Source organism: Enterobacter cloacae complex sp. EB5, assembly GCF_031432835.1.
Taxonomy (GTDB): Bacteria; Pseudomonadota; Gammaproteobacteria; order Enterobacterales; family Enterobacteriaceae; genus Enterobacter; species Enterobacter hormaechei_C.
Window position 1 is genome coordinate 4489741 of record NZ_CP133860.1, and the last position, 18545, is coordinate 4508285.

Consider the following 18545-nt stretch of genomic DNA (forward strand, 5'->3'; position numbering starts at 1 on the left):
AGAAGTCTGTGCCAGTGAAACCGTTTTGCGTCGCTTTAGCGGGGATAATGGATCAGAGAGTGAAAATGCACCGTCCGGGCGCTGCTGTTGCGGTACGCGTGCGGTTTATCGCCGGCAAAACGCACGCCGGAATCAGCGTATAGCGTGCGCCAGACACCGTCGATCTGCATGTCCAGCTCACCGCTTATCACCACCACGTGCTCGATCACCCCGGCTTCGTGCGGCGTGGACTCACTCAGCGCGCCGGGCGACAGGGTGATGGAGAAATGGTCGAACTTAAGCTGTTCATCCCAGGGGAAAAGCGGTTTCACCACCATCGCCTGCTGCTGCGGATCGAACACCGCCTGCGGTTCGCTTTCTGGAGTGATAAACGCCGAAAAAGGTACGTTCAGCCCGGTGGCGATTTTCCACAAGGTAGAGACCGTCGGGCTGGACTCATTGCGTTCGATTTGCCCAAGCATCGCTTTCGACACGCCCGTCTCTTCCGCCAGTTTCGACAGGCTCCAGCCCCGCGCCTGACGCAGCGCTTTCAGTGTGGTTGCCAGGTGTTGAGTGATATCCATAGTTCCTCCCGTTGCGGCAAAGCATACCACTTGTACGCTATAGCGCACAGTGATACCTTATCCCGGACGTTATAACGCACAACGGAGTTTCCATGCGATCGACTGCCTCTCTCTTTCCTGCCGTGCTGGCCGGTTTTGTTGCCGTGCTGGTGGGCTATGCCAGCTCTGCCGCCATTATCTGGCAGGCGGCTGCGGCGGCTGGCGCCAGTACACAGCAAATCGCCGGATGGATGACCGCGCTGGGGCTCGGGATGGGGATCAGCACGCTGGCATTGTCGTGGTGGTATAAAGCCCCGGTGCTGACCGCCTGGTCGACGCCCGGCGCGGCGCTGCTCGCCACCAGCCTGCAAGGCGTGACGCTGGCGGAAACCATCGGGGTATTTATATTCGCGAATGCGCTGATTCTGCTGTGCGGCGTCACCGGCCTGTTTGCCCGGTTGATGAAACTGATCCCGCACTCGCTTGCCGCCGCTATGCTGGCGGGCGTGCTGTTACAGTTTGGCCTGAAGGCATTTAGCAATCTTGAGGGACACATTTTTCTTTGCGGCAGTATGCTGGCCGCCTGGCTGGTGGCCAAAGCCGTCGCGCCCCGGTACGCCATTGTCGCCACGCTGCTGGTGGGCGTGTTCGTGGCCTGGGCCGGAGGTGACGTTGTCACGGACAGGATGACGTTATCGGTCATCATGCCGGAATTCATTGCCCCTGTGTTCACCATCACCAGCCTGCTCAGCATCGGCTTACCGTTTTTCCTGGTGACCATGGCGTCGCAGAATGCGCCCGGCTTCGCCACCATGCAGGCATCGGGCTATCCGCTGGCGGTCTCACCGCTGATCGTTGCCACCGGCGGGCTGGCGCTGCTGTTGTCCCCCTTCGGCGTCTATTCTATATGCATCGCCGCCATCACTGCCGCCATCTGCCAGAGCCCGGACGCCCATCCGGATGCCAGTAAACGCTGGCTGGCCGCGGCGGCGGCAGGCGGGTTTTATCTACTGGCGGGGGTGTTCGGCGGGTCGATTTCCGGGCTGATGGCCGCCCTGCCGCTGAGCGGCATCCAGACGCTGGCCGGGCTGGCCCTGCTCGGCACTATCAGCGGCAGCTTGTATCAGGCACTGAACCATGAAGCAGAGCGCGACGCGGCGATCGTTACCTTCCTGATGACCGCCAGCGGCGTCACGCTCCTGGGAATTGGCTCCGCCTTCTGGGGGCTGGTGCTGGGAGGGATCTGTTACGCCGTCTTCTCACGCCTTCGCCGCGCGTAGCTGTGACGGCGTGATGCCGGTCATGCTGCGAAAACGGTTACTGAAATGGCTGGCGGAGTTAAATCCGCAGGCCAGCGCGATGTCGGTGAGCGGCGTGGTCGTGTGCTGCACCAGCGCTTTGGCCTTCTCCATGCGTCGCTGCATGACATACTGATGCGGCGCCAGCCCCATCGACTGGCGGAACATCCGCGCAAAGTGATACTCACTGAGTGCGGCCTGGCCCGCCAGTTCCGCCAGCGTTAAGGGTTGCGCCAGGTTTTCCTCGATAAAGGCCAGCACGTTGCGCAGCACAAACGGCGATAACCCGCCGGTCACCACCGGCAGCTTCCACTGTACGCTGGAATAGTGCTGGACTAAATGCGTCAGCAATAAGGTCGACGCGGTGCTCAGGGTGAGCTGATTGGCGTTTTGCTGCCAGTCGCAGCCGAGCAAAAACTGGCGATAAAGGGCGGTGATTTTAGGATCGCTGCCGAAGATTTTTTCCTCCAGCGTCAGCGATAGCGGTCGTTTATCCCAGATTTTCTCCCCCACGTCCCGCAGGTGTTCATCGGTGCAGTAGAGGTGCACGAACGACAGGTCGTCGCGAATATCCCACGTAGATTCGCTCTCTTCCGGCATCAGACAAAAACGGTCCGGCCCGCCGCCATTTTTCCAGCCACCCGGCGTTTTTTGATAGCTTTCATAGCCATCCGCCACGTACAGGCTAAGGGTGTGATGGTTGCTTTTCACGGTGATCGTGTCGTGCTTGTTGTACCACGCCGCCAGTTGAATGCCAGTATTGAGCGCGACGGTTTCCCGCAGCACTGCATTTTGTTGGCGTAACGTTTCAAAGGTGTCGTAAACGAGAGACATGGCCGTAAACAGGTGATTAATCAGACTGTCAGTCTAAGAAGTGTTGCAGCCTGTTACCAGCCATCGCGCGAGAAAAAAGCGCAAGAATTTGCAAGTCCGGCGCAAGGCGATGAAAGCCGGGGGCTCCTTCTTTCGCCACACTGTTGTTTTTCGCGGTATGAGAAGAGAGAAACCATGAACGTATTACTCTATGGGCTGGTCGTTTTGATCTGGGGCACGACCTGGATCGCCATTTTTTTGCAACAGGGGCCGGTTGCAGCGCCGGTCTCCATTTTCTGGCGCTTCGCCGTGGCCAGCGCCACGATGATGATCGTCCTGGTCGCCCTTCGCCGCCTGCGCAGGCTGGCGCTGCGGGATCATCTCTACTGCATGCTTCAGGGGTGCTGCGTTTTCTGTTTCAACTTCTGGTGCTTTTACACCGCCGCCGCCCATATCAATACCGGCCTTGAGTCGGTGATTTTCTCGATGGCCGTGCTGTATAACGCCATCAACAGCTTTATCTTCTTCGGCCAGCGTCCACCCGCCCGCTTCTGGACGGCGGCAGCGCTGGGGCTTATCGGGATCATTACCCTGTTCTGGAACGACCTGCTCGCCAGCGGCTGGAGCGCGTCGTTGCTCACGGGCATCGGGCTTTCCGCCCTCGGCACCTACGGCTTCTCGCTGGGGAATATGATCAGCATGCGTCATCAGCGAAACGGGCTGGAAACCATGACCACCAACGCCTGGGCGATGCTGTACGGCACCGTCGTGATGGGCTTTATCGCGCTCTTCAGGGGCGACAACTTTATGCCGGAATGGACGGTGAGCTATATGGGGGCGCTGCTCTATCTTGCGCTGTTTGGCTCGGTGATTGCCTTCGGCGCCTACTTTACGCTGGTAGGCCGCATTGGTCCCGGTAAAGCCGCGTACAGCACCCTGCTGTTCCCGCTGGTGGCGCTGTCGATTTCAACGGTGTACGAAGGTTACGTGTGGCATCTCAATGGGATCGTCGGCCTGCTGTTGATTCTGGGGGGGAATATGGTGATGTTTACGAAGCCGGAAACCTGGTTCCGCCGCCTGCGGACGGCATAAAAAAAACGGCCTGCGAAAATGCAGGCCGTTTTTATTATTTTGTTGTCTGATGGACATCAAACATGGTGGCATCCGTCGCCATGTCATCCACAACCTGCTTCAGGGTGCCGAAGCCCATTGGCGTATTCTCGTTCGCCAGCTCTTTCCCTTCACCTTTACGAACAACCTTAATCACCGGTTTGTTCGTGGCCGCGTCGATCAACTCACCTTCGAAGAACAGGTGGGTATCCATGGTGCGATGGCCCGTTGCCATCTGCGTACCCGCCACCAGCAGCGCCACAGGCACCACTTCATAGAACTGCAAACCTTCTTTGTCTGAGCTCACACCCGTGATGGCGCCGCGGAAGATCAGGCTATGTTTGCCCGGCGTCGTCACAATCGGCTTACGCTGGCCAATCGCGGTTTTCAGTTTGGTATTGGTATAATTCAACAGCTCATCAAGCGTTTTTTGCCCAAGCTGAGTGGTCGGTTTTGGCGTCGGATAATAGGTTATCGGGGTCCAGATAATGCTGTCGTAATTCGCCTCATTATAAGAAGGGTCAACCCAACGCAGGGTTGGCTTCCCGGTTGCAGATTTCATCTCCTGCAAGCCGGAGTAATCTTTTAAAAAGCCTGAATATTGATCGGGGGCTGCGACTTTTGACGCACAGCCTGAAAGGGCCAACAGACCAGAAAGCACTGCAACTTTAAAAAAAGTGTGAGTACGCATGATGGTATTCCATGTTATCTGCAAGTATGCACTTGAAGTTATAACAAAAAACCGGGCGATGTGTTGTGGCAAAAAATGACGAAGACAGCACAAATAGCGAAAAAACTGCCCGACCGAAACCGGGCAGTGAAATATTACTCCTTCAGGTCCACTTGCCAGAACAGGTGTTTGCCGAAGGGATCGATTTCATAGCCCGTGACCTCTTTACGGACTGGCTCAAAAATCGTCGAGTGGGCAATCATTACCGCCGGCATTTGATCGTGCATCATCTGCTGCGCCTGCTTGTACAGCGCCACGCGTTTTTCGCGATCGGTTATCGATTTAGCTTCGGCAATCAGGTTATCAAACGGCTTATAGCACCATTTGGCCGAGTTCGACCCGCCGTTGGCGGACGTACAGGTAAACAGTGGGCCGAAGAAGTTATCCGGATCGCCCGTCGCCGTTGTCCAGCCCATCAGTGCTGCCTGATGCTCCCCGCCCTTCACGCGCTTCAGGTATTCGCCCCATTCGTAGGTCACGATTTTGGTCTGCACGCCCACTTTCGCCCAGTCCGCCTGGATCATCTCCGCCATACGCTTCGCGTTCGGGTTATACGGCCGCTGCACGGGCATGGCCCACAGATCGATGCTTACGCCGTTGGCAAATCCCGCCTCCTTTAGCAGCGCTTTCGCTTTTTCTGGATCGTAATCGTAGTCTTTCAGCTCGCTGTCGGCACTCCAGACGCCAGGCGGCAGCAGGTTTTTCGCCGCCGTGCCGGTGCCGTGGAAGACCGCCTCAATGATGGCGGGTTTGTTAATCGCCATCGCCAGCGCCTGGCGCACTTTTACGTTATCCAGCGGCGGCTTTTGCGTGTTAAACGCCAGGAAACCGGTATTCAGACCGGCCTTGCTCATCAGGTTGATGTCTTTGTTAGCCTTCATACGCGGCAGGTCCGCCGGGTTCGGGAACGGCATCACCTGGCACTCATTCTTCTCGACTTTGGCAAAACGCACCGAGGCGTCCGGCGTGATGGTGAAGACCAGACGATCCAGCTTCGATTTTCCCTGCCAGTAGTCCGGGAAAGCGGTAAAGAGGATGCGGGAATCCTTCTGGTATTGCGCCAGCTTAAACGGCCCGGTGCCAATCGGCTGCATATCGACCTTTTCTGGCGTGCCCGCTTTCAGCATGGCATCGGAATACTCCGCCGACAGGATGGAGGCAAAGTACCACGCCAGATCAGCGACAAACGGCGCTTCCGGGTGCGCCAGGGTGAAGCGCACGGTGTGGTCGTCAACTTTATTAATAGCGGTAATCAGGCTGCCGAACTCCAGACTTTCGAAGTTGGAATAACTGCCGTTGGAGACGTTATGGTAAGGATGATTCACATCCTTCTGGCGCATAAACGAGAAAATCACGTCATCCGCGTTGAAGTCGCGCGTCGGCGTGAACAGCTTATTACTGTGGAATTTCCCCCCTTTGCGCAGGTGGAAGGTGTAGACCTTGCCATCCTCGCTTACCTCCCAGCTTTCCGCCAGGCTCGGCACCAGTTCGGTAGTGCCCGGTTTGAAATCGACCAGACGGTTATAAACCGGTACGGCGCTGGCGTCCACGCTGGTCCCCGACGTATAGAGCTGAGGATTGAAATTTTCCGGCGATCCTTCGGAGCAATACACCAGCGTTTTTGCCGCGACGGTGGAACTGACCGTCAGCGCAGCAAGCGCCAGCGTTATCATTGTGAATGTGCTTTTCATCATTTATTCCTGTCTTTTTAATTCGACGGCTAATTACTTCTTTTGCCATTTCATAAATAACATTAAAGTGATGGCGCAAACACATGAAAAATAAATACAGAAGGAAACACTATGGGCTCAGAACTCTCCAGACAATTAACCCAACGCTTTTTCCGCTATCTCGCCATCCCCAGCCAGAGCGACCCGAAAGTCAAAACGCTACCCTCCACCCCGGGCCAGCACGACATGGCGCGGGAGCTGGCGAAGGAGCTGGAAATGCTGGGGTTAGACGATATTGTGATAGATGAGTTCGCCACCGTAACCGCCGTGAAAAAAGGCAATGTTCCCGGCGCGCCGCGGATTGGTTTTATTACCCATATCGACACCGTCGACGTCGGTTTATCCCCGGATATTCATCCACAAATATTAACGTTTACGGGGGATGATCTCTGCCTGAATAAAGAGAAAGATATTTGGCTGCGCGTAAATGAGCACCCGGAAATTCTGGCTTATCCTGATGAGGAGATTATTTTCAGCGACGGAACCAGCGTATTAGGCGCAGATAATAAAGCGGCCGTCACCGTGGTCATGACGGTGCTGGAAAACCTCACCGCTGAACATAAGCATGGCGATATTGTGGTGGCGTTTGTACCCGATGAAGAGATTGGCCTGTGCGGGGCGAAAGCGCTGGATTTGAAGCGCTTCGACGTCGATTTTGCCTGGACCATCGACTGCTGCGAGCTGGGGGAAATTGTTTACGAGAACTTTAACGCGGCGTCGGCTGAAATTCGCTTTACCGGCGTCACGGCTCACCCGATGTCCGCCAAAGGGGTGCTGGTCAATCCGCTGCTGATGGCAACGGATTTCATCAGCCATTTCGATCGCCAGCAAACCCCGGAATGCACCGAGGGGCGCGAAGGTTATATCTGGTTTAACGGCATCCAGGCCGGGCAGAACGAAGCGGTACTGAAAGCCAATATCCGTGATTTTGACAAAGACGGCTTTGCCGCCCGCAAGCAGCACATTGCCGATGTGGCGGCGCAAATAGCCGCGCAGCATCCCACGGCAAACGTGGAATACCGCATTGAGGATACCTACAGCAATATCAGCAATGCGATTGGCGAAGACCGCCGCGCGATCGACCTGATGTTCGAGGCGATGGAGTCGCTCGGCATCACCCCAAAACCGATCCCCATGCGCGGTGGCACGGATGGGGCGGCCCTGTCAGCTAAAGGCCTGCTCACCCCGAACTTCTTCACCGGCGCCCATAACTTCCACTCGAAGTTTGAGTTTTTACCGCTGTCGTCGTTCGAGGCCTCCTTTCGCACTGCCCTGCAACTCTGTCTGCTGGCGGCGCGTTAAGCGGGCTTGCGTGCGAGCATGGTGGCGAAGCGCAGCTTGATACGGTTCCCGTTGGCATCGGTACGGTGGAGTTCCCCCACCTCTTCGTTGTACTTGATCAGCTCCCAGCCTTCGTAGTAGTTGCTCAGTTCACCGGTTTTGAAGGCAAACGGGAAGCCGACGGTGCACGGATAATCCTCCGTATCCATGGCGGCAACGATCAGGTTAGAGCCGCCTGGTTTAGTGCAACGCTGCATATTGGCGATAAGACCAGGGATGGTTTTCGCTTCGAGGAACATCAACACGACGGTGGAAAGAATAAAGTCATATTCGCCGTCAAAGGTCAGGTTGTTCAGATCCTTAATCGCCGTTTGCAGATTCGCGATCCCTTCCGCCGCCTTAATGCGCTCAATGTTATCGATGCTCATCGGGTTTTTATCCCACGCCGTCACGTCATAGCCGTTGGCAGCGAGGTAGAGGCTGTTGCGGCCATTCCCGCAACCCAGATCGAGCGTTTTACCCGGCTTAACAATGTCCGCGCTGAGCAGCACCTCTGAGTGCGTGCGGGTCAGCCCATATTTCTCAGTAAAGTAGTTTTCATCGACAGTCATTATTTTTCCTCAGATTGCATAAGCAGTGCCTTATCAGCGCGCACCAGAAGTTTGCCCTGCATCAGCAAGATAAAAGTACGGACCAGCAGCATCGCGATGATGACGTTGGTGAAAATAAACAGGGGAACCGCGAGGGCATGAAAGAACCCTGACGGACTGCTCTGCCCAAGATGTAAACCGGTGGTCGCCAGCGCCGACACCCCGAACGAGAAGCTCCAGAACGACGCGTTGAACGGCTGTGACAGATACCACGGCATCAGACGCAGCATAAACAGGAGTTGCAACAGGCCATAGCCGAATAGCATTTTGGCGAAGGTGTCCGCTTCGCCGCCGTTGACGCTAAACCAGGCGCTACAGGCTACCAGGGCAGGCGCAAGCTGGATCCCAAGCGAGGTACGAAGCGCCGCGGGCAGTTCGCCCGCGCTGCGCAGGCGTTGCAAAATGACCGGCTCCAGGCTCAGCCAGGAAAAGACCCCGGCGCCAAGGAACACCAGCCCCGCATCGTGGAAACCCAGCGCACCGCAGGCCATCGCGCTGATAAAATTGTTCGCTACCGTCGGCAGATACAGTCCCGGCGTCGTGGCCTCTTCCGGATGCTTGCCGCGCCACAGCCCGGCGCTTTGCCAGGCGGCATACGCAAGCTGGATCACCACGCCCACGCTAAACAACCCCAGCGCCACCGGGCGATACCACGGCACAAAGCCGATGGCCACCAGCAGAGTGGTGGCAGGAAACAGGCTGACAAAACTGCTCATTACCGGATGCCGCATCTCGGCCAGCACGCTATATGGAAACCGTACCGCACGGGTAAGAAACGCCACGCTCAGAAGGAACCAGATCGCCACCGCCAGCGCCACCAGGATCTCGCCCGGCCAGCGCGTCACTGGCCAGATGGTGCTGGCATAACGCCAGGCGAACCCCATGCCTATGGTTCCCAGGACCATACCGAAATACCCGGCGGGCAAGTTAAGAACGCGTTGGTTTTGGTTATGCATTTTTTTTAAACTTTAAAATGTATTTTAAATGCCATTTTAAGGGGTTTCCTGAGCGGACGCCAGCACTTCGAAAAACCAAAAGTTTGCTACGTTTATTGAAAGGCTTTTCAGGGATAACACGATGACAAAATATCGACTTGGCAATGAAACGCGTCTCTGGCGCTGGCAGGACGGCTCAACGCCGTGCACAACGCCTCTCAGACAAATTATTGCCGTGAAGGATTTTAACGATGTGACCCGCGGGACTAAAGGCGGTTGGGTTGAGGATGAACACGCGCTCGCCCAGAACGGGGATTGCTGGGTTTACGATGAAAACAGCGTGGTGTTTGCCGGGGCCAGGATATCCGGTAACGCCCGCCTCACCCAACCCTGCATCGTAAGCCACCGCGCACACGTTGGCGGCAACAGCTGGCTTGACGCGGCAGAGGTGAGTCACGGGGCGGTAATAAGTGACAACGTCACCATTCAGCACTCCACCGTACGCGGGGAATGCCGAATCGCGGGTGACGCGCGGGTGCTGCATAACAGCCTGGTGATTGCAGCCAAAGGGCTGACACCCGACCGTGAGCAGATCCTGCAAATTTATGACCGAGCCACGGTCAGCCAGTCGCGTATTGTGCATCAGGCGCAAATCTACGGCGATGCCATGGTGACCTGGGCCTTTGTTGAGCACCGCGCCGAGGTGTTCGATCGCGCCATTCTTGAGGGCAACGCGCTGAATAACGTCTGGGTGTGCGACTGCGCCAAAGTGTACGGCAACGCCCGTCTGCTGGCCGGTTTAGAGGATGATGCCATCCCGACCGTGCGGTACAGTTCACAGGTCGCGGAAAACGCTGTCGTCGAAGGCAACTGCGTCATTAAACACCACGTATTAATAGGCGGCGAGGCGTGGTTACGCGGCGGGCCGATCCTGATTGACGACAAAGTGGTTATTCAGGGGCGGGCGCGTATCAGCGGCGATGTCCTGATTGAGCATCAGGTGGAAATAACGGACGATGCGGTTATCGAGGCGCTGGAGGGAGATAGCATTCACGTCCGGGGAGCCAAAGTGATCAACGGCGACACGCGGATCACCCGGACGCCGCTGCTGGGGGCGCTATAGCGGGAAGATTCTGGCGTACAGGTTCACGTCATCGTAGCGACCGTTGAGCATTTCCGCTTCCCGCAAACAACCTTCGAGCGTGAAACCGTTGCGCTGCGCCACCCGGTTACTGCTCTGGTTATCCACGCGACACTTGATCACAAAACGGCGGATCTCGCCGCGCTCAACGTAATAGCGCATAAACGCCTGGAGCGCCTGAGAAAGTATTCCCTGCCCCTGATGCGCTTCGTCGAGCCAGTAGCCGATATACCCGGCCTTATTCGCAGGCTCGATCGCGTTGAAGGACAGCACGCCCACCAGCTCGTCATTCATAAAAATCAGGAACATTTTGGCGTAACCGCGCTGGTGCAGCATCTGGTTGCTCTGCACGTTGCGGCGCGTGTCCTCTTCGCTGCCGACATGCTGCGCCCAGTCGAAGGCGCTTTGCAGCCAGGTTTTGTTTTTGATTACGAGGTTGTGCAGATCGGTGGTATAGCGCTCTTCGACGGCGCGAAGTTCGATTTCCTGGGTTACGGGGATGATTTCTGAAGACATGGTGCCTCTTAATTGCCGGGTGGCGCTAACGCTTACCCGGCCTACAAGTGCGTCCAGAGAAGGACTAGCGCATGATCCGGTCGTCAACGTAGTTACGTTTGTCCGGCGCGGGCGGGAAGTACTGATACAGCCAGGTCTCGCTGATGGCATCGCCCTGACAGCGCAGGAACAGGCGCATATCCACCGGCTCGGTGGAGTCAGAGGTTGGATACCAGTCAAACAGAATGCGATACCCGTCGAACGGCTCGACATAGAGGATCTCCACCTGCTTCGCTTCACCGCTGGAGAGGGTGATCACCGGCTCAATGCCCTTCGGTGCGGCGGACTTCAGATCGCCCCCGACGAAGTCAATGGCAAAGCGACGGGCCCACACTTTCGGGTAATTTTCACCCGGCGCCCAGCCCTCCGGGAAGCCGCCCATACCGGTACGGGTGGCGTGGACATTTGCCAGCGGGGAACGCACCGGCGGCTGCGCGCTCCAGTAGAGACGGTATTTGAAGTCCAGCTCATCACCCGCCTGCACCGGTTTCTCTGGCTGCCAGAAGCAGACCACGTTATCGAGCGTCTCGCCGGTTGTCGGGATCTCCATCAGGGCAATGGAACCTTTCCCCCAATTGTTGCGCGGCTCGACCCACAGGCTTGGTCGCTTGTTATACCAGCCCATGACGTCCTGGTAATGAGAGAAGTCACGGTCAAGCTGCAACAAACCAAAGCCTTTCGGGTTTTTATCCAGGTAGGCGTTAAATTGCAGCTTTTGCGGGTTGTTCAGCGGTCGGCAGATCCACTCCCCGTTACCGCGCCACATCGCCAGGCGGTCTGAATCGTGGATCTGCGGATGAATGGTGTCGCACATGCGGCGTTCGTTGTTGCCGCAGCTAAACATGCTGGTCATTGGCGCGATGCCGAGCTGCTTGATGTCTTTGCGCGCATAGAGATGGTTTTCGACGTCCATGATCACCTGGCTCTTCTCACAGTGGATCACAAACTTATAGGCACCGGTAATGCTCGGGCTGTCCAGCAGCGCATAGACGGTAAAGGTGGTATCACCCGGCTTCACGGTTTCAAACCAGAAGGAGGTGAAATCCGGGAACTCTTCCGGGGTGTCGGTAAAGGTATCCACCGCCAGCCCACGCGCGGAGAGGCCGTACTGGTAGGTATCATCCACCGCGCGGAAGTAGCTCGCGCCCAGGAACGAAACGATATCGCGTCGCGCAAGCTCCGGCGCTTTAAAGACGCGGAATCCGGCGAAGCCGAGGTCGCTCTGCCCTTCAAGCTGGCGGGTATCCACGCCCGTATCGCCGTAGCTGAACAGCTCAGGCCGGAAGTGGATCTCACGCGCCTGAGAGGTGGTTTGATCCAGCGAGAACATGCGCACGCGGCGGCGGAATCCCATCCCCATGTGGAAGAACTGGGCGTCCAGCTGACGGCCTTCAATGTTATTCCACAGCGACTGCTTCTCATCGTAACGGATGGCGTTGTACGCCTGCGGCGTCATGGTGGCCAGCGTTTCCGGCAGCGGACGCGGCGCACCGCCCCACGGGGTTTTCGCCAGATCATGCGCCATGGATTGCAGAACAGAGAAGTCAAAGCGACGGCTCTGACCGTCGGCAATGTCGGAGTCAGCAGCATACGCCGCCTGGGAAAACAGAGAAGCAAGGCCAGAAGTGCCGCTCAGGGCAGCCATTGCCAGGGAACCTTTGAGAAAACGTCTGCGATTCATGCCTGAGAAAACGTCCTTATGGTCGTGTGAATGAGTTTCGCGCGCAGCGAAATGACGGCAAGAAAGAACGCACAGCCTAAACAAAAACGGTTAAGAATCCAATTGTTGGCGGGTGATTATCTGAACAAACCGAGAAATATTTTCTGTCGACCAGAACGGCCTGAAAAAGGGGTAAAGTTATGTATAAAAATGTCCCGGCTGGACATCAACAGCCGGGACCAACGAGGCGGTTATTTTACGCTGACATCGATACCCGGGAAGTACTTATCAGCCAGTTTAGCGATCGTGCCGTCGGCACGTACTTTATCAATTGCGGCATCAAGCTGCTTTTTGGTGGCCTCATCCCCCTTACGCAGCCCAAAGCCGATCCCACTGCCGAGGATGGTGTCGTCCGACACCGGTTTGCCGATAAAGCCAAACCCTTTACCCTGCGGCTTACTGAGGAAACCTGCCTGCCCGGCCGCTGACATCACCAGCGAGGCATCGATGCGGCCATTCAGCAAATCCCCCCAGGCCATATTCTGATCTTTATAAGACACCACGGTGACACCGTGCTTTTCCCAGTGCTCTTTGGCGTAAGTTTCCTGAATGGAACCCTGAAGAACGCCGATGGTTTTGCCCTTCAGCCCTTCGGGGGTAGCCTCTACCGCAGAACCGGCTTTGCCCACCAGCTGGGAGGGAATACGATAGATGGGCTGGGTGAAATCAATGCTCTTGCGACGCTGTTCGGTGATGTTCATCGCCGAGTTGATGGCGTCGAACTTTTTCGCCACCAGACCGGGGATCAGCGCATCAAACGAGGTTTCAACCCAGCTGCACTTCAGCGCGGCGGCTTTACAGATGGCATTCCCCAGCTCTACGTCAAACCCTTCCAGCTCGCCTGACGCATTGCGGCTTTCAAACGGCGGATATTCCGCTTCCAGCCCGTATCGCAACTCGGTAGCGGCAAACGACGAGAATGAACACAGCAGTCCCATGCCGACAACTAACGCGCGTAATTTCATATCAAATTCCTTAACGTGGTGTAACCCGACAAAGGGCCTGGGCACCTGCCCGTAACGTCGCCTCATCCTTCGCAAAAGAGAGACGGATCAGTTTATTGTCCGTGCCATCGGCATAAAACGCCGACAGCGGAATAGTGGCAACCCCGAACTCGACAATCAGCCTTTTCACCAGCTCGCTGTCGCGCTCGTCGCTAAAGCCGCTGTAATCCGCCAGCAGGAAGAACGAACCGGCACTCGGTAGCAGCCTGAACGGTGAGTCGGCGAGCAAACTTTGCAGCAGATCGCGCTTGCGCTGATAAAACGCCGCCAGCGACAGCCAGGTTTGCGGATCGGTCATGTGTTCGGCAAACGCGTACTGCATCGGCGTATCGGCCGAGAACATCAAAAATTGATGGACCTTACATATCTCATCCATCAGCTCCGCGGGCGCCACACAATAACCCACGCGCCAGCCGGTGACGTGATAGGTTTTTCCGAAAGAAGAAATAATCACGCTGCGCTCCGCCAGCTGCGGGTGCGTCGCCATTCCGTGGTGCGGTTCGCCATCAAAAACGACGTGCTCATACACTTCGTCAGACAAAATGATGATGTCGGTGTGGCGCGTCAGCGCTTCCAGCTGGTGCAGATCGGCGGCTGAAAACACCTGTCCGCTCGGGTTGTGCGGCGTATTGACGATGATCATCCGCGTGTGCGGGGTAATAGCCGCCCGTACTTCATCCCAGTTCACGGCAAAATCCGGTACCGTCAGCTTAATGGCGATCGGCGTCGCCCCTTGCAGACGCACAATCGGCGCATAGCTGTCAAAGGAGGGCTCGAAATAGATCACCTCATCACCAGGATGAACCAGCCCGCTGATGGCTGAGTAAAGCCCTTCGCTGGCGCTGGCGGTCACCAGCACCTCACTCGCCGGGTCATAGCGCGTGCCATAGAGCGTGGCAATTTTGTCCGCAATGCGCTCTCTGAGCGGTTGCAGCCCGGTCATGGAGGCGTACTGGTTATGCCCTGCCTCCATGGCGCGGGTCACGCCGGAAATAAGTTTTGGGTCGCAGGAAAAATTCGGCGCCCCCTGAGAAAGGTTGATGGCGTTATGCCGGGCTGAAAGCTGGCCGATAACGGTAAAAATGGTGGTTCCCACATCGGGCAATTTGGATCGTGTCTGCACCGGCGTTTTCAAAGTCATCCTCTGTCCCTTCTCGTGGTGAATGCATAACTATTCAAACAACAACTTCATTGCCGGGACAATCGAATTGTTGTCATAATAGCCATGACAAAAACGCATAGCTAAGGTGAGATATGTCGCGTCGTTCATTTCCGCTTAATGCCGTAGAGACGTTCATCGTGACCGCGCGTCACCTGAATCTTACCCATGCCGCGAAGGAGCTTTGTCTGACGCAGGGGGCGGTAAGCCGCAAAATTGCCTCGCTGGAAAGCTGGTTCGGCTTCCCGCTGTTCGAGCGCCATGCGCGCGGCCTGCGTCTCTCCTCTCAGGGAAGCGCCCTGCTGCCGGAGCTGCAATCTGCGTTTGAGCACCTGCTGAACGTTGCTGAACAGGCACGAACGCACCAGACCGTAATTCGTCTGAAAGCGCCTACCTGCGCGATGCGCTGGCTGGTGCCGCGTCTGCTACAGGTGGAGCGCGAACAGCCGGAACTCCAGATTGCGCTGACCACCACCACCGATCACAACGTCAATTTCAAAACCGAATCCTGTGACGCGGCGATTGTGTTTGGGACGCACATGAGCGCCGGCGATCTGCTGTTCGAAGAGGCCTTAACCCCGGTGATGAGCCCGTTGCGGGCCGGTTCTGCGCTGGAAACACTCACCTTCCTTCACCCCACGCGGGACAAAACGGACTGGACGCTGTGGCTGGCGAAACAGCCGGGTCCGCCGCCAGCTATGCTCAAAAATCAACACTTCGAAACCATGGATCTGGCCATTACCGCCGCCATTCAGGGGCTGGGCATCGCCATCGCGGATGAAACGCTGGTGGAGGAGGATGTGCGCGCCGGACGGCTAATACGGCCTTATGATACGAGCATAAAGACGGGGGCGAGCTACCGGCTGGTATTACGCGACGCACCCGGCCCGGAGAACGGGCTGGATGCGTTTCGCGCCTGTCTGCTCAGTCGAGGCTGACGTGGTGTTTCATCACCCGTTTGAAGAGGCTCATACGGGCACGCATGAAGCGGTTTTCAAGCCGAAAACCTGCATGTTTATTCACACCGATACGTAACAGCACGTCCCGCCCTTTCCGGCAGGCGGGCCAGCGCGTGGGCCCTGCCAGACATCGCGTGCCCCCGCATTCCGGGCAAAGCTCACCCAGTAGTCCGCCACCTGAGCGGCGAAGGCCAGATCGCGTTCATTCACATACTGCCGCGAGGGTTCCACCTGTCCAAGGGTATCGAACACGTAGGGCACTTCGTTGCCGTGCCAGGCGCCGTTGATGTACGTCGCGTGCTCCGCTTCGGCCACATAATCAAACCAGTATCGCCAGCACAGGCCGCCCGCCCGCTGCTGGGCCTGCATCACTACGTATCCCATGGTGGTGAAGGCCATGTCGCGGCATACCTGCCTGCCAAGTTCCTCATCGCCCTTCACGCCAGGATAAAGCAGCTTAATCAGCCCCAGGCCAAAGCGCCGTTCACGGCGAAGCTTCTGGATCTGCCCGGCAAGATCGACCCCGAATACCGACATCACGCTGGCTTCGTCGCTGTTTGACCCAATCATCACCGGTACAGGATGCTGACGGGCCGCGAAAAAGACGTCGAGCATGGCCTCAGGCAAAACGCAGTCACCCACGATGGGCGCAGGAGCGATATTCAGCGGTGAGGTCAGCGGCCAGAACGCCTCAGGCGGGATCGCGCGAAGCTGTTCCGCGGTGGCATTGTGCAGGCCGAAATGGGCGGCAATCGCTTCGCCTTTATGCATGGCCTGCTCGCGCGGGGTGTCGGGCAGCGTGTACCCGCTTTGCACAATGGCTTTATGGAACAGTCCTCCCGCAAGCGGGGAGGCCATCAGCGACAGCACGCTGCGCGCGCCGGCCGACTCGCCAAATACGGTGATGTTCTCAGGATCGCCGCCGAACGCGGCGATGTTATCGCGCACCCATTCCAGGGCCTTGATCTGGTCGAGCAGCGCAAAGTTATGCACCACGCGCTCTTCTTCCCCCTCCAGCGCCGGATGGGCAAAAAAACCGAGGTGTCCGAGACGGTAATTGATCGTTACCACCACCGTGCCGCGCTTCGCCAGCGCCCTGCCGTTATACGGAGGCAACCCGCCAGCGCCGAGGGTAAATCCTCCGCCATGCAGCCAGACCATCACCGGAAGCGGATCGGCGCGTGCGACTGGCGACCAGACGTTAAGGTACAGGCAATCTTCAGAGAACTGGCCGGGATCGCCGCCGCCCAGCTCCTGACAGCTTTCGCTGCTCTGCCAGCTGGAGGCGGAGAACGCCGTCGCCGGACGTACGCCATCCCAGCGCGCGGGGGGACGCGGGGAGCGCCAGCGCCACGGGCCAACAGGGGGTGCCGCATAGGGAATGCCGCACCACACATGAGTATCGCCTTCAGTAAAACCAATCAGTGCGCCCTGGCGCGTTTCAACCACAGGGGCGGAGGGATTTTCCATACCAACCTTCTTTTTCCATCACACCCTTGCAGAGTAACGGTTTCAGAGCAAACCGCAACGCTGTTTGCTGCGCGCTTCCGCCTCCTCGTAAAGCGAAAACTCGTCGTACACCGCACAGCCGAGCGCGGCTTCGAAGGCATTGCGGCTGGCATTGCCGTGGCTGCGCGCCTGCGTTTCATTGCCGAGATTCGACTGGAAGATCCCCGCCGCGCTGACGGGCAGAAAATCCTCGTAGGTGATGGGCTGTGCCACAACCCAGCCGCGTTCGATCAGCGGCTGCGGATCGTCGCCAGGACGAAACGCGTGGCGATGCGCCTCACCTGTCGGGGTCAGACGGTAGCGGAAATAGGCCAGCCCCTGACGGCGCAGGAACATTTCGCTGTCCGGGAAGGCGCTGAAGATCTCGCGCAGGTGAAGCTGGTGGGTCAGGTTGTCTTTGCCGGTCCCGGCCTGATTTAACAGACTGTCGTACAGCTCGCGCCCTTTCGGCGTAAGCGCCACGCCGCGCTGCTCAATCTCACCGAAACGCGCGGTATGGGTGCCCTTGTGTTCTCCTGCGAAAAGCACCGGCTCCTCCAGCGCCTTAAAGCTGGTCTGGCGCAGGAGGATCGGCACCTCGCGGCGCGGCGGGCCTTCAATCAGAATTTTCGGCTCGATGCCGTACTTCGGCATCAGCTCCTGCACCCGGTCGATATCCAGCGTGCGCGGCGTGAGATGGTTGATATGGCACCCCGGGAAACAGACCACGTCGGCAATCAGGCGATGTTCGTTGCTCAGCGCCAGATAGGTTTCCTGATCGACCGTCGCATGGCGATGCCAGCGGAAGGTTTCCAGGGCTTCCTGCACAAATTCACGCGCCTGTGCCTCGGTAAAGTGTCCCTGCGCATCATGCAGGTCGATCAGTTCCAGGCAGCGCGGGGTAAAGATGTTGCGCCGGGAGAGGATCTCCGCCGCCCTTTCGCGCAGCGCAACGTTTTCAATCAGCTCCAGGCGCAGCAGCGAGGTAAAAATGCGAAACGGATTACGGCAGAGCGCCGCATCGTCTGTCGGACGAAACGCCGTCGAGTGGACGGGCACGCCCGCCTGGGAGAGATCGTAATAGCTGACCGGGTACATGCCCATAATGGCGAAGATCCGGCGCAGGGTGGAAAGCTCCTGCGCGGTGCCCACGCGGATCGCACCGTGACGTTCAACATTCAGGCGCGCCAGTTCGTCTGCGTTTGCCAGTTGTTCATGTAAAAGTGGGTTATTTTCCAGAACCGCCAGGTTAACGTCCGCCACCAGTTCCAGCAAGGTGCCGTACTGCGGAACTTCCTGCTGGTACATCGCCGACATAGCCTGCGAAAAGTGTTCCCGAATATCATCAGCCGTGATGGTGTTCGCCATGATGTCATGCCTCCAGTGAATACTACCTGGAGTGTAGAGAAGCCCGTTCCTTTCGTTGGGAA

General features: G+C 57.6%; 16 protein-coding genes and 1 pseudogene. 5 read left to right on the top strand and 12 right to left on the bottom strand.

What is annotated here, in order from left to right; translation table 11 throughout:
* Window positions 1-35 precede the first annotated feature (35 nt).
* Window positions 36-563 carry a helix-turn-helix domain-containing protein gene (locus tag RHN82_RS21595; RefSeq protein WP_015570550.1) on the bottom strand — a complete coding sequence of 176 codons (528 nt, stop codon included), beginning with the start codon at window positions 561-563 and terminating at the stop codon, window positions 36-38.
* 92 nt (window positions 564-655) lie between these two features.
* On the opposite strand from RHN82_RS21595, the gene RHN82_RS21600 reads away from it, so the two are divergent.
* Window positions 656-1822: a benzoate/H(+) symporter BenE family transporter gene (locus RHN82_RS21600; RefSeq protein WP_047050903.1), complete on the top strand. Its 1167-nt coding sequence runs from the start codon at window positions 656-658 to the stop codon at window positions 1820-1822.
* Here the strand turns inward: RHN82_RS21600 and RHN82_RS21605 are convergent.
* On the bottom strand, window positions 1802-2674 hold the full coding sequence (locus RHN82_RS21605) for a helix-turn-helix domain-containing protein (protein ID WP_006810606.1): 873 nt from the start codon (window positions 2672-2674) through the stop codon (window positions 1802-1804). The genes RHN82_RS21600 and RHN82_RS21605 overlap by 21 nt on opposite strands.
* Before the next feature lie 174 nt (window positions 2675-2848).
* On the opposite strand from RHN82_RS21605, the gene RHN82_RS21610 reads away from it, so the two are divergent.
* The gene (locus tag RHN82_RS21610) at window positions 2849-3745 is read left to right on the top strand and encodes a DMT family transporter (protein WP_047050901.1); all 897 of its coding nucleotides are present in this window, start codon (window positions 2849-2851) and stop codon (window positions 3743-3745) included.
* A 34-nt stretch (window positions 3746-3779) separates the two neighbouring features.
* On the opposite strand, the gene RHN82_RS21615 is transcribed toward RHN82_RS21610, so the two are convergent.
* Both RHN82_RS21615 and RHN82_RS21620 read right to left on the bottom strand, forming a co-directional pair.
* Window positions 3780-4454 (bottom strand): DUF3313 domain-containing protein, encoded by a 675-nt coding sequence (locus tag RHN82_RS21615; protein WP_015570552.1) that lies wholly within the window; start codon window positions 4452-4454, stop codon window positions 3780-3782.
* A 134-nt stretch (window positions 4455-4588) separates the two neighbouring features.
* On the bottom strand, window positions 4589-6184 hold the full coding sequence (locus RHN82_RS21620) for an ABC transporter substrate-binding protein (protein WP_047050900.1): 1596 nt from the start codon (window positions 6182-6184) through the stop codon (window positions 4589-4591).
* Between the two features lie 111 nt (window positions 6185-6295).
* Here RHN82_RS21620 and pepT point away from each other — a divergent pair, with 111 nt between their 5' ends.
* Window positions 6296-7525, top strand: a complete 1230-nt coding sequence (pepT, locus tag RHN82_RS21625; RefSeq protein WP_047050898.1) for a peptidase T — start codon at window positions 6296-6298, stop codon at window positions 7523-7525.
* On the opposite strand, the gene tehB is transcribed toward pepT, so the two are convergent.
* Complete coding sequence (gene tehB, locus RHN82_RS21630) at window positions 7522-8115, bottom strand: tellurite resistance methyltransferase TehB (RefSeq protein WP_047050897.1); 594 nt, start codon at window positions 8113-8115, stop codon at window positions 7522-7524. The two genes, pepT and tehB, sit on opposite strands and share 4 nt — an antisense overlap.
* Window positions 8115-9110 (bottom strand): dicarboxylate transporter/tellurite-resistance protein TehA, encoded by a 996-nt coding sequence (tehA, locus tag RHN82_RS21635; protein WP_047050895.1) that lies wholly within the window; start codon window positions 9108-9110, stop codon window positions 8115-8117. The genes tehB and tehA overlap by 1 nt, the downstream gene beginning before the upstream one ends.
* Window positions 9111-9231: 121 nt before the next feature.
* Here tehA and ydcK point away from each other — a divergent pair, with 121 nt between their 5' ends.
* A complete protein-coding gene (gene ydcK, locus RHN82_RS21640; RefSeq protein WP_047050894.1) occupies window positions 9232-10212 on the top strand; it encodes a YdcK family protein in 981 nt (326 codons plus the stop codon).
* On the opposite strand, the gene rimL is transcribed toward ydcK, so the two are convergent.
* The 4 genes from rimL to RHN82_RS21660 all read right to left on the bottom strand — a co-directional run bounded on the left by rimL (window position 10207) and on the right by RHN82_RS21660 (window position 14650).
* Window positions 10207-10746 carry a 50S ribosomal protein L7/L12-serine acetyltransferase gene (gene rimL / locus RHN82_RS21645; protein WP_047050892.1) on the bottom strand — a complete coding sequence of 180 codons (540 nt, stop codon included), beginning with the start codon at window positions 10744-10746 and terminating at the stop codon, window positions 10207-10209. The two genes, ydcK and rimL, sit on opposite strands and share 6 nt — an antisense overlap.
* A gap of 64 nt (window positions 10747-10810) precedes the next feature.
* Complete coding sequence (locus tag RHN82_RS21650) at window positions 10811-12466, bottom strand: glucan biosynthesis protein D (protein WP_047050891.1); 1656 nt, start codon at window positions 12464-12466, stop codon at window positions 10811-10813.
* Window positions 12467-12696: 230 nt separating this feature from the next.
* Window positions 12697-13470, bottom strand: coding sequence for an ABC transporter substrate-binding protein (locus RHN82_RS21655; protein ID WP_003857237.1), 774 nt, complete (start codon window positions 13468-13470; stop codon window positions 12697-12699).
* Window positions 13471-13480: 10 nt separating this feature from the next.
* Complete coding sequence (locus tag RHN82_RS21660; RefSeq protein WP_047050888.1) at window positions 13481-14650, bottom strand: pyridoxal phosphate-dependent aminotransferase; 1170 nt, start codon at window positions 14648-14650, stop codon at window positions 13481-13483.
* Window positions 14651-14763: 113 nt separating this feature from the next.
* Here RHN82_RS21660 and RHN82_RS21665 point away from each other — a divergent pair, with 113 nt between their 5' ends.
* A complete protein-coding gene (locus RHN82_RS21665; protein WP_047050886.1) occupies window positions 14764-15606 on the top strand; it encodes a LysR family transcriptional regulator in 843 nt (280 codons plus the stop codon).
* On the opposite strand, the pseudogene RHN82_RS21670 reads toward RHN82_RS21665, so the two are convergent.
* A pseudogene (locus RHN82_RS21670) lies at window positions 15593-17097 on the bottom strand (carboxylesterase/lipase family protein). The gene RHN82_RS21665 and the pseudogene RHN82_RS21670 overlap by 14 nt on opposite strands.
* 42 nt (window positions 17098-17139) lie before the next feature.
* On the bottom strand, window positions 17140-18483 hold the full coding sequence (locus RHN82_RS21675; protein ID WP_003857245.1) for a VOC family protein: 1344 nt from the start codon (window positions 18481-18483) through the stop codon (window positions 17140-17142).
* Between the last annotated feature and the right edge of the window lie 62 nt (window positions 18484-18545).

Bases quoted from the DNA above. Each gene is read 5' to 3' on its own strand.
- RHN82_RS21650 (WP_047050891.1), bottom strand. From the start codon at position 12,466: ATGAATCGCAGACGTTTTCTCAAAGGTTCCCTGGCAATGGCTGCCCTG.
- RHN82_RS21675 (WP_003857245.1), bottom strand. From the start codon at position 18,483: ATGGCGAACACCATCACGGCTGATGATATTCGGGAACACTTTTCGCAG.
- RHN82_RS21665 (WP_047050886.1), top strand. From the start codon at position 14,764: ATGTCGCGTCGTTCATTTCCGCTTAATGCCGTAGAGACGTTCATCGTG.
- RHN82_RS21620 (WP_047050900.1), bottom strand. From the start codon at position 6,184: ATGAAAAGCACATTCACAATGATAACGCTGGCGCTTGCTGCGCTGACG.
- RHN82_RS21615 (WP_015570552.1), bottom strand. From the start codon at position 4,454: ATGCGTACTCACACTTTTTTTAAAGTTGCAGTGCTTTCTGGTCTGTTG.
- tehB (WP_047050897.1), bottom strand. From the start codon at position 8,115: ATGACTGTCGATGAAAACTACTTTACTGAGAAATATGGGCTGACCCGC.
- tehA (WP_047050895.1), bottom strand. From the start codon at position 9,110: ATGCATAACCAAAACCAACGCGTTCTTAACTTGCCCGCCGGGTATTTC.
- RHN82_RS21660 (WP_047050888.1), bottom strand. From the start codon at position 14,650: ATGACTTTGAAAACGCCGGTGCAGACACGATCCAAATTGCCCGATGTG.
- RHN82_RS21600 (WP_047050903.1), top strand. From the start codon at position 656: ATGCGATCGACTGCCTCTCTCTTTCCTGCCGTGCTGGCCGGTTTTGTT.
- pepT (WP_047050898.1), top strand. From the start codon at position 6,296: ATGGGCTCAGAACTCTCCAGACAATTAACCCAACGCTTTTTCCGCTAT.
- rimL (WP_047050892.1), bottom strand. From the start codon at position 10,746: ATGTCTTCAGAAATCATCCCCGTAACCCAGGAAATCGAACTTCGCGCC.
- RHN82_RS21655 (WP_003857237.1), bottom strand. From the start codon at position 13,470: ATGAAATTACGCGCGTTAGTTGTCGGCATGGGACTGCTGTGTTCATTC.
- ydcK (WP_047050894.1), top strand. From the start codon at position 9,232: ATGACAAAATATCGACTTGGCAATGAAACGCGTCTCTGGCGCTGGCAG.
- RHN82_RS21595 (WP_015570550.1), bottom strand. From the start codon at position 563: ATGGATATCACTCAACACCTGGCAACCACACTGAAAGCGCTGCGTCAG.
- RHN82_RS21605 (WP_006810606.1), bottom strand. From the start codon at position 2,674: ATGTCTCTCGTTTACGACACCTTTGAAACGTTACGCCAACAAAATGCA.
- RHN82_RS21610 (WP_047050901.1), top strand. From the start codon at position 2,849: ATGAACGTATTACTCTATGGGCTGGTCGTTTTGATCTGGGGCACGACC.